This window comes from Pseudomonas sp. IPO3747, assembly GCF_013385245.1.
GTDB classification, from domain to species: Bacteria; Pseudomonadota; Gammaproteobacteria; order Pseudomonadales; family Pseudomonadaceae; genus Aquipseudomonas; species Aquipseudomonas edaphica.
Genome location: NZ_JACAQL010000002.1, coordinates 1 through 13009 on the forward strand (window position 1 = coordinate 1; position 13009 = coordinate 13009).

Annotated in this window: 14 protein-coding genes; 10 read left to right on the plus strand and 4 right to left on the minus strand. The window is 60.2% G+C overall.

Annotated elements, in window-relative coordinates; translation table 11 throughout:
* Positions 1–229: 229 nt before the first annotated feature.
* The 4 genes from rhtA (at position 230) to HX790_RS01170 (ending at position 3032) form a co-directional block, all read left to right on the plus strand.
* On the plus strand, positions 230–1117 hold the full coding sequence (rhtA, locus tag HX790_RS01155) for a threonine/homoserine exporter RhtA (protein ID WP_017136336.1): 888 nt from the start codon (positions 230–232) through the stop codon (positions 1115–1117).
* Between the two features lie 164 nt (positions 1118–1281).
* Positions 1282–1563, plus strand: a complete 282-nt coding sequence (locus tag HX790_RS01160) for a hypothetical protein (protein ID WP_017136337.1) — start codon at positions 1282–1284, stop codon at positions 1561–1563.
* A gap of 99 nt (positions 1564–1662) precedes the next feature.
* On the plus strand, positions 1663–2394 hold the full coding sequence (locus HX790_RS01165; protein ID WP_017136338.1) for an SDR family oxidoreductase: 732 nt from the start codon (positions 1663–1665) through the stop codon (positions 2392–2394).
* A gap of 47 nt (positions 2395–2441) precedes the next feature.
* On the plus strand, positions 2442–3032 hold the full coding sequence (locus tag HX790_RS01170) for a 2-hydroxychromene-2-carboxylate isomerase (protein WP_017136339.1): 591 nt from the start codon (positions 2442–2444) through the stop codon (positions 3030–3032).
* A gap of 175 nt (positions 3033–3207) precedes the next feature.
* Here the strand turns inward: HX790_RS01170 and HX790_RS01175 are convergent, their stop codons facing one another.
* From HX790_RS01175 to HX790_RS01185, 3 genes are all read right to left on the minus strand, one after another.
* Entirely contained in the window at positions 3208–5016 is a 1809-nt protein-coding gene (locus HX790_RS01175; protein ID WP_176991144.1) for an aminopeptidase P family protein, read from the minus strand.
* 49 nt (positions 5017–5065) lie between these two features.
* A complete protein-coding gene (locus HX790_RS01180; RefSeq protein WP_176991145.1) occupies positions 5066–6226 on the minus strand; it encodes a cysteine desulfurase family protein in 1161 nt (386 codons plus the stop codon).
* Between the two features lie 234 nt (positions 6227–6460).
* Positions 6461–6730 (minus strand): hypothetical protein, encoded by a 270-nt coding sequence (locus HX790_RS01185; protein WP_017136342.1) that lies wholly within the window; start codon positions 6728–6730, stop codon positions 6461–6463.
* 400 nt (positions 6731–7130) lie between these two features.
* On the opposite strand from HX790_RS01185, the gene msuE reads away from it, so the two are divergent.
* From msuE to HX790_RS01205, 4 genes are all read left to right on the plus strand, one after another.
* Positions 7131–7694 (plus strand): FMN reductase, encoded by a 564-nt coding sequence (msuE, locus tag HX790_RS01190; RefSeq protein WP_176991146.1) that lies wholly within the window; start codon positions 7131–7133, stop codon positions 7692–7694.
* A 9-nt stretch (positions 7695–7703) separates the two neighbouring features.
* On the plus strand, positions 7704–8846 hold the full coding sequence (gene ssuD, locus HX790_RS01195) for an FMNH2-dependent alkanesulfonate monooxygenase (protein WP_017136344.1): 1143 nt from the start codon (positions 7704–7706) through the stop codon (positions 8844–8846).
* Positions 8847–9011: 165 nt separating this feature from the next.
* Entirely contained in the window at positions 9012–10199 is a 1188-nt protein-coding gene (locus tag HX790_RS01200; RefSeq protein ID WP_176991147.1) for an acyl-CoA dehydrogenase family protein, read from the plus strand.
* 11 nt (positions 10200–10210) lie between these two features.
* Positions 10211–11314 (plus strand): sigma-54-dependent Fis family transcriptional regulator, encoded by a 1104-nt coding sequence (locus tag HX790_RS01205; protein WP_017136346.1) that lies wholly within the window; start codon positions 10211–10213, stop codon positions 11312–11314.
* Here the strand turns inward: HX790_RS01205 and HX790_RS01210 are convergent.
* Entirely contained in the window at positions 11303–11668 is a 366-nt protein-coding gene (locus tag HX790_RS01210; RefSeq protein WP_099547893.1) for an antibiotic biosynthesis monooxygenase, read from the minus strand. The genes HX790_RS01205 and HX790_RS01210 overlap by 12 nt on opposite strands.
* Before the next feature lie 100 nt (positions 11669–11768).
* Here HX790_RS01210 and soxR point away from each other — a divergent pair, with 100 nt between their 5' ends.
* Both soxR and HX790_RS01220 read left to right on the plus strand, forming a co-directional pair.
* Positions 11769–12218 (plus strand): redox-sensitive transcriptional activator SoxR, encoded by a 450-nt coding sequence (gene soxR, locus HX790_RS01215; RefSeq protein ID WP_099547892.1) that lies wholly within the window; start codon positions 11769–11771, stop codon positions 12216–12218.
* Positions 12219–12380: 162 nt separating this feature from the next.
* On the plus strand, positions 12381–12839 hold the full coding sequence (locus HX790_RS01220; protein ID WP_099547891.1) for a VOC family protein: 459 nt from the start codon (positions 12381–12383) through the stop codon (positions 12837–12839).
* The last annotated feature ends 170 nt before the right edge of the window (positions 12840–13009 follow it).

Consider the following 13009-nt stretch of genomic DNA (forward strand, 5'->3'; position numbering starts at 1 on the left):
TACCAAGGAGTTTTCCGTTTCGGCTGCGCCGGAAGTGGGGCGAATTATAGACAGATATAAAACGCCGTCAACACTTAATTTAGATTCTCTATCAAAAACCCCAAAAAGCCCTATCCCTTTCTATATAAAGAGGACAGCAACCAGAGCTGAGCAATATATTGCTCAAAAGCCGCCAGTTAAGCATCATAGCCGCTCTGCTTCTTTACCACGACTTCGGACACCCGCCCCAATGACCACTCCACCTCGCAGCCTGGCCTCGGCATTGTTCCCGGTCGGCCTGCTGTTGATCGCCATGGCCTCCATCCAGTCGGGTGCCTCGCTGGCCAAGAGCATGTTCCCCATCGTCGGCGCACAGGGCACTACTACTCTGCGGCTGATTTTCGCCAGTGTGATCATGCTGCTGCTGTTACGCCCATGGCGCGCCAAGCTCACGGCCAAGTCCCTGCGCACTGTCATCGTCTACGGCATGGCATTGGGCGGCATGAACTTCCTCTTCTATATGTCCTTGCGTACAGTCCCCCTGGGCATCGCAGTAGCGCTGGAATTCACCGGCCCGCTTGCCGTGGCTATCTATGCCTCGCGCAGGGCGGTGGACTTTGTATGGATCGGTCTCGCGGTCGCGGGCCTGCTGTTGTTGATCCCCACCGGAGAAACCAGCACCGGCATCGACTTGATCGGCGCCGCTTATGCACTGGGCGCTGGCGTTTGCTGGGCACTCTATATCCTGTTTGGGCAAAAAGCCGGCAACGACAACGGCGTGCAAACCGCCGCCCTCGGCGTGATGATCGCCGCTTTGTTCGTGGCGCCGATCGGCATCGTCCATGCCGGCGCCGCACTGCTGACGCCCTCGCTGATTCCCGTTGCTATCGGTGTAGCCATCCTGTCCACCGCTTTGCCCTATACCCTGGAAATGGTCGCGCTTACTCGCCTGCCCGCTCGCACCTTCGGCACCTTGATGAGCATTGAGCCCGCATTCGGCGCGCTCTCCGGTCTGTTCTTCCTGCAGGAGCACTTGTCCCTCGCGCAATGGCTGGCAATCACCTGCATTATCTTCGCCTCCGTCGGTGCCACACTGACGATGCGCAACGAATCCAAACCGTTGGTGCCAGCCGATTGATTCTCATCGCAGGCAGCTCTGGCATTTGCCGCTCATTTAGGCCATGTTTAAGCCGTAAACGAATGTCTTTCATGGAGAATTTCGACAGGGACAGCTGAACGCTACAATCGAGAGCGAGTTAAGCCTGCATCGAGCCTTTTCGCGACGCGGCTATAAGGATAGTAATGAAACGAATTTTGATACTGTTACTGGTCGTGGGCATTGCTGGCTGTGCTGCGACCACCAAGACAGAAGTGAAACGGGGCAAAAAAGGCATGCACATCAACTGTTCCGGCCTGTCCTCCTCCTGGGACCAGTGCTACACCAGTGCAGCCAACTCCTGCGGCGCCAAGGGCTACCGGGTTATCGCCAAGTCCGGTGACAATTCCGAAGAGCCAGGCGACTATCCTTTCGGTATCAACCCTGCCGGCTACACCAGCCGCAGTATGATCGTCATCTGTAAATGACCGCCCGAGCAGTCCTCTTCCGGCTGCTCCTTTCTCTTTACACGCCCTTCGCTCTGCTGCGGCTACACTCCTGCCCGACACTCGAGCAACGGAGTTCCCATGACACCCAACAAAAAAATCGTATTGGTGGTTGGTGCCGGTGATGCAACCGGTGGCGCCATTGCCCGACGCTTTGCCCGTGAAGGCTATGTAGCCTGCGTCACCCGTCGCAGTGCCGATAAACTACAGCCCTTGGTCGAGAGCATTCAGGCGGCGGGCGGAGAAGCCCACGGTTTTGCCTGTGATGCGCGCAAAGAAGATGAGGTGATCGCGCTGGTTGAGCAGATAGAAACCGAGCTTGGCCCCATCGAAGCTTTCGTCTTCAATATCGGCGCTAACGTGCCGTGCAGCATCCTCGAAGAAACCGCGCGCAAATATTTCAAAATCTGGGAGATGGCCTGCTTCTCCGGGTTCCTGAATGCCCGCGAAGTCGCTAAACGCATGGTCACCCGCGAACGCGGCACTATTGTGTTCACCGGCGCCACTGCCGGGCTGCGTGGCGGTGCAGGGTTTGCCGCATTCGCCGGCGCCAAACACGGTATCCGTGCGCTCGCGCAAAGCATGGCGCGGGAATTGGGGCCCAGGAACATCCATGTGGCCCACGTGGTGGTCGACGGCGCTATCGACACAGATTTTATTCGCGACAATTTCCCGCAAAAATACGCGCAGAAAGATCAGGACGGCATCCTCAACCCCGAACACATCGCCGACAACTATTGGTACCTGCATAGCCAACCACGCGACGCCTGGACCTTCGAACTGGACCTGCGCCCCTGGAATGAACCCTGGTAGGCACGCCGCCTCCGATCAAGAACAACAATAAGCAGCGAGAATCGACGATGAGTAAAACCCTGGAATTTTTTTTCGACCTCGGCAGCCCGGCCACTTACCTGGCCTATACACAATTGCCTGCGCTTTGCGCCGAGACCGGTGCACAACTGGTGTATCAACCCATGCTGCTGGGTGGCGTGTTCAAAGCCACCGGCAACGCCTCCCCCATCAGCGTGCCGGCCAAAGGTCGTTACATGTTTGATGACTTGGCGCGATACGCCAAACGCTACAACGTGGCGCTCAAGTTCAACCCGCACTTCCCGATCAATACCCTGGTGCTGATGCGTGCCGTCATGGGTATCCAGATGCGCCAGCCCGAGCGCTTCCAGGCCTTCATCGACTGCCTGTTTCGCGCCATTTGGGTCGAAGGTCGACATCTGGGCGACCCCGCCGTCGTGGCCGCCGTGCTGAGTGAGGCCGGTTTCGACCCAGAGGAAGTCCTGAACCTGGCCAACGATGAAAAGGTAAAAGCCGCCCTCAAGGACAAAACCGAACAGGCTGTTCAGCGCGGGGTATTCGGTGCACCCAGTATGTTTGTAGGCAATGACCTGTTCTTCGGTCAGGACCGTCTGGAATTTGTGCGCGAAGCGCTCCGCTAAAACTCGATCGCCAGGCGCCCCTGAGCGCCGCTTGCGAGCAAATCGCAAGCGGCGTTTACCGTATGCCGGTCGAAGCGGTGCGGATCCATGTCACGTTGCGTATCGGCGAATTAGGTGGTGTCGGCCCCCAATCGACGCCAGCCGGCCAGGGGCAAGGCCCCTGAACGGCAACCGATCAGATAGCGGCGGTACGCACCTGCAGCCATTCCAAGGCTGCACCACTGAGCAGCGGGCTCAGGCGTTCACGCACCTCGGCGTGGTAAGCGTTGAACCATTCGCGCTCATCCGCCGTCAGCAACGACGGCTGCAGGCAACGGGTGTCGATCGGGCACAGGGTCAGGGTTTCAAACCTGAGGAACTCACCGAACTCGGTCTTGCCCGCTTCGCGGTTCAACACCAGGTTCTCGATGCGCACGCCCCAGCGACCCGGGCGATAGGTACCTGGTTCAATCGAAGTAATCATCCCCGGCTGCATTGCGGTTTGCGGTGCGGTGGCGGCCTGGTAGGCGATCACCTGCGGACCTTCGTGCACATTCAGGAAATAGCCTACGCCATGACCTGTACCGTGGCCGTAGTCCACGCCTTCGGCCCAGATCGGCGCACGGGCGATGGCATCCAGCAATGGCGAGAGAATGCCCTTGGGGAAATGCGCACGCGACAAAGCAATCACGCCCTTGAGCACGCGCGTGCAGTCGCGTTTCTGCTCGTCGCTTGGCGTGCCGATGGGCACCATGCGCGTAATATCCGTGGTGCCGCCCAGGTACTGGCCGCCGGAGTCGATCAGCAACAGGCCATCGCCTTCGATCAACGCATGCTCTTCTTCGGTGGCGTGGTAATGCGGCATCGCACCGTTGGCGTTGAACGCTGCGATGGTGTTGAAACTCAGCGACACATAATCGGGGCGACGGGTACGCGCGGCGGTCAAGTGCTCGTCGATGGTCAGCTCGGTGATGCGCTCACGGCCCAACGCACTGTCCAGCCAGGCGAAGAATTCACACAGCGCCGCGCCGTCTTGCTCCATGGCTTGGCGGATATGTTCGGCGTCCGCCAGGCTTTTGCGCGACTTGGCCAGCGTGGTCGGGTTCAAGCCCTCGACCAGCTTCACGCCGGCATCGAGGTTTTCCAGCAAACCGGTGGTGACGCGTGCCGGATCAACTTGCAGGCTAACACCCGCCGGAACTGCACGCAGCGCATCCGTCACTTCGCTGTAGTCGCGCAAGGTCACGCCGTCCCGCTCCAGTACCGCGCGCAGCTCGGCATCGACCTTGCTCAGCGCCACAAACAGCGTGGCCTGCTGTTGATTGATCAAGGCAAAGGACACAAACACCGGGTTGAACGACACATCACCGCCGCGCAGGTTGAACAGCCAGGCGATGTCATCCAGGGTCGCGATGAAGTGCCAATCGGCGCCCTTCTCTTTCAAGCTGGCACGCAGGGCGGCGAGTTTGTCGCCACGGCTGACCGTCGCCTGCGGCGGCAGGTGTGGGTAGATCGGCTGGTTCGGCAAGGCCGGGCGGTCTTGCCAGACTTCATTCAACAGGTCGATATCGGTACGCAGGCGAGCGCCGCGCTCGGCCAGCTTGGCGCCCAAGGTACGTGCCGAGGCCACGGCCATCACCGCGCCGTCCACTGCGACCACGCCGCCTTCCGGGGTTTGCTCGGCCAGCCATTCCAGCGGGCCGGGTTGGCCCGGTTGCAGCTTCACCAATTCGATGCCGCTGCCCTTGAGCTCCTTGGTCGCCTGTTCCCAGTAACGGCTGTCGGCCCACACGCCGGCAAAATCCGCGGTGACAATCAACGTGCCTACCGAGCCATAAAACCCCGACAGCCATTGCCGCCCCTGCCAGTAACCCGGCAAGTACTCGGACAGATGCGGGTCGGCCGACGGCACCAGCAGGGCATGGATGCCCTCGCGGCGCATCAGTTCGCGGGTATGCGCCAGGCGCTGGGGAACCGTTCCATGGGTCAAAGGCTGCGTGCTCATCATGTCTCCTGCTAACCACTCATAATTGTTATGTGTTGTGACTGAAAAATCAGACCGCCCAGAACGCCGGCGCATTGACCAGTGCGGCCTTGATCAACTGCACGGCCGCGTCGATATCCTGCTCGGTGGTAAACCGGCCCAGGCTCAAGCGAATAGTTCGACCGGCGCTGCGTGCGTCATGGCCCAAAGCCAGAAGCACGTGTGACGGCGCATTACTCGCCGAATTGCACGCCGAGGTGGCCGAAAACGCGATACCTGCGCTCAGGGCCTGGGAATTAAATTCACCCTCGGTGAACGTGAAGCTCAGTGTATGGGGAATGCGCTGGGTGGCGCTGCCATTGAGGCGCACGCCGGCAATCGTGTCCAACTGATTGAGCAGGCGCTGACGCAACGCGACGATAGCGGCTTTTTCTTCAGCAAAGGACTGCGCCGCCAAGGCGAAGGCAGTTCCCATACCGGCAATCTGGTGAGTCGCCAGGGTACCGGAGCGCAATCCGCCTTCGTGGCCGCCACCGTGAATCTGCGCCAGTACCTTCTGCTGCGCGCGCGGGCCAACATACAGCGCGCCAATGCCCTTGGGGCCGTACAGCTTGTGCGCAGAAAACGACATCAGGTCCACCGGCCATTCAGCCAGGTCGATCGCGACCTTGCCCGCGCCTTGCGCCGCATCCACATGCAGCAGCGCGCCGTGCTCACGTACGCGCGCACCAATGGCGGGGATGTCATTGAGGGTGCCCAACTCGTTGTTTACCAGCATCAGCGACACCAGGAAGGTGTCTTCGCGCAAGGCTTCACTGACTGCCTCGGCGCTGATCAAGCCTTCAGCGTCCGGCACCAGGTAGGTCACGGCCACGCCGGCGTCCTGCAACTGCCGCGCGGTATCCAATGTGGCCTTGTGTTCGATCTGGCTGGTGATGACATGCCCACCTGCCACACCTCGCGCCTGGGCCACCCCCTTGATCGCCAGGTTGTTGGATTCTGTGGCACCGGAGGTCCAGACGATTTGTTCAGGTTGGGCGCCGACCAGTTCGGCCACTTGGCGCCGCGCCTGCTCGACCGTGTGCCGGGCCGCCTGGCCAAACGCATGGGAGCTGGACGCAGGGTTGCCGAAGTTGGCATTAAAACCCAGACACTCGACCATCACTTGAATGACCCGCTCATCCACCGGCGTGGTGGCGGCGTAGTCGAAATACAACGGACGTTTATTCATGACGTTAAGACTCGCAGAGCGTATTCCCCAGGACAGCGCCTCGGGAGGGCATCGACCGGAACAGAGGTCGTCAGGTTTAACCCGTCGGATGCCATAAAAGAAGGACCACTTTATGCAAATGTGCGTAGGAACGCTCCTGAAATTCAGCTTAACAGGCTGAAGTATCCCAATGGCAAACAAAAAGCCCGAGGTTCCTTAAGGGAATCCTCGGGCTTTTTGCCACTTGGCGCCGGCTCAACTGGGGCGACCGTGCATCACCACACTGCGTTCGGCGTTCATTTCGCCCTGGTGGTCGAAGCCGAACGGCTTCTGTGGCTGCCCGGTCAACGCGGCGCGCTGCTGTTGATATTCATCAAACGACAGGCCACGACGGCTCAAGGCTTCAAGGGCCAATTGCTTGGTTTCTTCGGCGGTATAAGGACGCGACTCAGGCGAAGGATGGGTCGCACATCCGGCAAGGACAGCGCTGACAACTATTAAGGAAACAGCCAGAAAGTGGTTCATGGTGAAGGCCCTGCGAAGGAGGTTTGTAGTCAATGAACACAGGCTACTCCCGCCCTCGCGCAGTGAAAAATCATCCGCCGTGATAGTCGCTATCAACCGTTCCGGCATGCTTGATAGCCGCCCACCCATATTCATTTAAGATCTATAAATATGGAAATACGTTCGTTTACGGCATAACCATAACCTTCTATAAATGGCCCTGCGCGCAACCGACACTGTTCGCCACGCAACTGTTGCCCAGGCAACAGTCATTCAACAAAACCGCAACCAGGCAACAGCTCCTTTTTCAACAGTTCGTCTGCAGCCCTCGCCAATCAAGGCTTGCAGCCATTGGTACAGCTCTTGCTCAACACGCTCCACTTAACCTGCTACCCACCTCTGTTGAAAAAGGAACTGTTCTATGTCACGGCCCCTGAATGTCGTTGCCCTCTCTGGCGGAACCTGGCGCCCATCGCGCACCTTGGTATTGACCCAGGCCGTGCTGGCCGAACTGGCCACGTTACTGCCGATCCAGACCACCCTGATCGAGTTGGGTGACATTGCCCGCCCCTTGGGCGGTGCACTCTCACGCGATGAATTGCCGGCCGAGGTCGAAACGCAACTGTTGGCCATCGAACAGGCCGACCTGCTGATCGTTGCCGCGCCGGTGTATCGCGGCTCCTATCCTGGCCTGCTCAAGCACCTGTTTGACCTGGTAGGCCTCAACGCCTTGATCAACACTCCGGTGTTGCTCGCGGCCACCGGCGGCAGCGAGCGCCATGCACTGGTCCTCGATCACCAGTTACGTCCGTTGTTCAGCTTCTTCCAGGCCTTGACCCTGCCGATCGGTGTGTACGCCACCGAAGCTGACTTCACCGACTACCAAATAACCAGCGAGTTATTAAAAGCCCGCATTCAACTGGCTGCAGAGAGCGCAGCGCCGTTGTTTGCCGCGCACTCCCCTTCTCTGCTGAAAATCGCTTAAGGATTTGTCATGGATGTTTTCTGGTTTCTGCCCACACATGGCGACGGCCATTTCCTCGGCACCACCCAAGGTGCGCGCCCGGTCACCCTCAATTATCTGAAGCAGGTGGCGCAAGCGGCTGACAGCCTCGGTTACTTCGGCGTGCTGATTCCTACCGGGCGCTCGTGTGAAGATTCCTGGGTAATCGCCTCGGCGCTGGTACCGCTGACGGAACGCCTGCGTTATCTGGTGGCGATTCGCCCGGGGATCATCTCGCCCACGGTGTCGGCGCGCATGGCCGCGACCCTGGACCGCTTGTCCAACGGCCGATTGCTGATCAACGTGGTCACCGGTGGCGACCCCGACGAAAACCGTGGCGACGGCAGCTTCCTCGACCACAGTGAACGCTACGAAGTCTCCGACGAATTCCTGCAGATCTGGCGCCGTGTGTTGCAGGGCGAGTCGGTGGATTTTGAAGGCAAGCACCTGCGTGTGCAGAACGCCAAAGCGCTTTACCCGCCGGTGCAGAAGCCGTATCCGCCGCTGTACTTCGGCGGTTCGTCGGATGCTGCCCACGACCTGGCCGCCGAGCAGGTCGACGTGTACCTGACCTGGGGCGAGCCGCCCGCCGCCGTTGCGCAAAAACTTGCCGACGTGCGTGAACGCGCAGCGCGCCATGGGCGCACCGTCAAGTTCGGCATTCGCCTGCATGTAATCGTGCGCGAAACCGAAGAAGACGCCTGGAAAGCCGCCGCCAAACTGATCGAACACATCAGCGATGAAACCATCGCCGCGGCGCAAAAATCCTTCTCGCGCTTTGATTCCGAAGGCCAGCGGCGCATGGCGGCGCTGCATGACGGGCGCCGCGACAACCTGGAAATCGCCCCCAACCTGTGGGCCGGTGTCGGCCTGGTACGCGGCGGTGCCGGCACCGCGTTGGTGGGCAACCCGCAGCAGGTGGCCGAACGCATCCAGGAATACGCCGACCTTGGCATCGAGAGTTTCATCTTCTCCGGCTACCCGCACCTGGAAGAAGCCTATCGCTTTGCCGAGCTGGTGTTCCCGCTGTTGCCGGAACCTTACGCCAGCCTCGCCGGGCGCGGCATCACCAACCTCACGGGGCCGTTTGGCGAAATGATTGCCAATGATGTGTTGCCGAACACCAAAGCCTGAGCGCGCTGAAATCCCCCCCTATGTGGACACTGCTCTCCTGTGGGAACCGGGCTTGCCCGCGATGCAAACGACGCGGCGTTTCAGTTGCACCACAGCGATGCTATCGCAGGCAAGCCAGCTCCCACATTTGAACGTGATTGCCAGACAGACATTGAGGAACCCCGCGTGACAGCCAACCCCCACAGCGTCCTGCCTTCACCCTTGCAGACCGCCAAGCTGCTGGCCGCCGAATTTGCCCTCACCGCCGTTGAACGCGATGAGCGCGGCGGCACGCCCAAGGCCGAACGGGACGCGCTGCGCCAAAGCGGCCTGCTGGCCCTGAGCATCCCCACGCAATACGGCGGCCTCGGCGCGCGCTGGAGTGAAACCCTGGGCATCGTGCGCGAGTTCGCCAAGGTCGACAGCTCCATCGCCCATGTCTTCGGCTTTCACCACCTGATGCTCGCCACCGTGCGCCTGTTTGCGCGCCCGGACCAATGGCAGCCGTGGTTCGAACAAACTGCGCGTAAAAACTGGTTCTGGGGCAACGCCCTCAACCCGCTGGACACGCGCACGGTGGTCAAGGATTTCTGCGGCTGGCGAGAATTTTCCGGCAAGAAGAGCTTCTGCTCCGGCGCCAGCGATTCGGAAATGCTCATCGCCTCGGCCGTGGACGAAAGCGCCGGCGGCAAACTGCTGATCGCCGCGATTCCCAGCGGGCGCAGCGGCATTACGTTGCACAACGACTGGAACAACATCGGCCAGCGCCAAACCGACAGCGGCAGCGCCAGCTTTGAACGGGTGCGCGTCGAAGAGTCCGAGTTGCTGCTCGATCCCGGCCCGTTGAGCACGCCCTTCGCCTGCCTGCGCCCGCTGATCGCGCAGTTGACGTTCACGTATATGTTTCTCGGGATTGCCGAAGGCGCCTTTGAAGAAGCGCGCAACTACACCCGCACCGAAACCCGTGCGTGGCACAAATCCTCGGCGGGCGATGTGCGCCAGGACCCTTACGTGCTGCACCACTACGGCGAATTCTGGGTGGCCCTGGAAGGCGTGCGCCTGCTGGTCGAACGCGCAGGCGAATTGCTCGACCAGGCCTGGGCCAAAGGTGCCAGCTTAAGCGAACAGCAACGTGGCGAACTGGCCATTGCCATCGCCACCGCCAAAGTCGCCGCCACCCGCCAAGGCCTGGACCTGTGCAGCCGCCTGTTTGAAGTCACCGGCGCGCGCTCGACCCATGCCTCACTGCGCCTGGATCGCCACTGGCGCAACTTGCGCACGCAAACCCTGCACGACCCGGTGGATTACAAACTCCACGAACTGGGGGACTGGGCGTTGAACCAGTCCCTGCCGATCCCGACGTTCTACTCCTGAGAGAGGTGCCCATGCAGCTGTTAACCTTACCGCCCTCGCCCGCCCTCGCGACCTCGATTCGCGCTACGGCCCAGGTCTTCGAAGACCCCAAATCCCAGGCGCTGCTCGACCATATCCAGCAAGTGGCGCCCAGCGAAGCGAGTGTGCTGATCATCGGCGAGACCGGCACCGGCAAAGAGCTGGTGGCACGCCATATTCATAACCTCAGTGCGCGGCGCAACCGACCCTTTGTGGCGGTGAACTGCGGCGCGTTCTCCGAATCCCTGGTGGAAGCCGAATTGTTCGGGCATGAAAAAGGTGCGTTTACCGGCGCCCTCAGCGCCAAGGCCGGCTGGTTCGAAGAGGCCGACGGCGGCACCTTGTTCCTCGATGAGATCGGCGATTTGCCGATGGCGATCCAGGTCAAACTGTTGCGCGTACTACAGGAGCGCGAAGTGGTGCGCCTGGGTTCGCGCAAGAGCATTGCGATTGATGTGCGCGTGCTGGCGGCCACCAACGTGCAGCTGGAAAAAGCCATCAACGCGGGGCACTTTCGCGAAGACCTCTACTACCGCCTGGATGTGGTCAGCCTCGAACTCAGCCCATTGCGCGAGCGCCCCGGCGATATCCTGCCGCTGACCCGGCATTTTATCGAAGCCTATAGCCAGCGCCTGGGCTACGGCCCGATCACCATCAGCCGCGAGGCCGAGCACAAGCTCAAAAGCTACAGCTGGCCGGGCAATATCCGCGAGCTGGAAAACGTGATTCACCACACCTTGCTGATCTGCCGTAATGGCGTGATCGAGCGTGATGATCTGCGCCTGTCGAACATGCGCATCGAGCGCCAGGACGACAGCCAGCATGGCACCGACAACAGCGCCGACGCCTTGCTGGCCCGCGCCTTTCAAAAGCTCTTCGAAGAACAGGCCGGCGCCCTGCATGAAAAGGTCGAAGACGCGCTATTGCGCGCCGCTTACCGTTTCAGCCATTACAACCAGGTGCACACCGCGAACCTGCTGGGTTTGAGCCGCAACGTCACGCGCACGCGCCTGATCAAGATCGGCGAGTTGGCGGTAAACAAACGCCGCCCCGGCGAAAACGTGCAGGGCGAGCGCATGCTGCATTTATCCATTTAGACGGCAGTGCAACGCGTTGTCATGGCTGCGCTCGAAGCTGCGCAGCACCTGGAACGAACCGAAGGTCACCGCCGTGGCCTGGTGGGCGCGAATCAGCATCCAGAAGTCTTCCTCGCCGTGCTCAAAACACTTGAACGCCGCCTCGCCGTCCTCACGCGAGCGCCATTGCAGGTAATTGAGCACCCGCCGCCCGTCGTCGCTGACTTGCACACTGGCATTGATAAAACCGCCATGGCCCTGGGCCAGACGCTCGCTCTGGGTGGACAAGGCCGCTACCAGGGCAAATTGCTGCCGGGGCTCGATCTGAAACTCGATCAACTGAGTGAAGCTGCGATTTTTCTCTGATACCTGCATGAACACTCCCCTCTCTCTGTAGGCAGAATCTTGCGATTCGATGCCACGCAGGGTAAAACCTCTAGTTAAGTCAAGGTCAAGCGCTTATCTGGAGTTTTTTATGCTTACCAAGGAACTCACCGTTGGCCAACTCGCCGCTCGCAGTGGCGTGGCGGTTACGGCGCTGCACTTTTATGAGTCCAAGGGGTTGATCAAGAGCAACCGCAACGCCGGTAACCAACGGCGCTACCCACGGGATGTGTTGCGGCGCGTGGTGGTGATCAAAATCGCACAACGTTTGGGGATTCCATTGGCGACCATTGGCGAGGCGTTGCAGACCTTGCCGGACGGGCGCACGCCCACTGCACAGGACTGGGAACGCTTGTCGGCGCTGTGGCGCGAGGATCTGGATGAACGCATTAACAAGCTGATGCTGCTGCGCGACAAACTCAGTGGTTGTATTGGTTGCGGGTGTTTATCGCTGGAGGCGTGTCCCCTGCGTAATCAGGATGACAAGCTGGGGGAATGTGGGCCCGGCGCGCAATTACTTGAGCCCAGCCCCGAAACCTGACCTGAAAACCCAATCAATGTGTGTGGCTTGCCTGCGATGCAGACAACCCGGCCTGTCAGTTAAACCGAGTTGCCAACACCTCGTCGGTTACCTGCAAGCCACGGCGGGCGTGGCCTATAGTGAAAAGGCCGGACCTTCACAACCCCACCTGAGGAGAACGATATGAGCGTTAAGCCAATCCCTGAGGGTTATCACAGCGTCACGCCGTATATGGGCATCGATAACGCCGCCGAGGCTATCGAGTTCTACCAGAAAGCCTTTGGCGCTACCCAGGTCATGCGCCTGGACATGCCCGATGGCAAGGTCGGCCACGCCGAGCTGCGCATCGGTGACTCGGCGATCATGCTCGGCTCGCCTTGCCCCGAAATGGCCTTGCGCAACCCTGACGAACACACCAGCGTCGGTTTGCACCTGTATGTGAGCGACGTGGATGCGCAGTACCAACAGGCCATTGATGCAGGCGCCCTTTCGGTGTCTGAGCCAAAAGATCAGTTTTACGGCGACCGCTCGGCTAGTGTGAAAGACCCCTTTGGTCATCTGTGGTTTTTGGCTACGCGCAAGGAGGACCTGACTGAAGCGCAGATTCGCGAACGAGCCACGGAAATGTTCAAGCAAGGCTGAAGTTTCAATAACCCTGCACATCCAATGTGGGAGCTGGCTTGCCTGCGATAGCATCAACCGGTTGTACCTGATGTACCGAGGTGTCTGCATCGCAGGCAAGCCAGCTCCCACAGAAAAGCAGATCTTCGGTGTATGCGGATCCGCTTTAGCTTTTGATCTAACCACTCAGG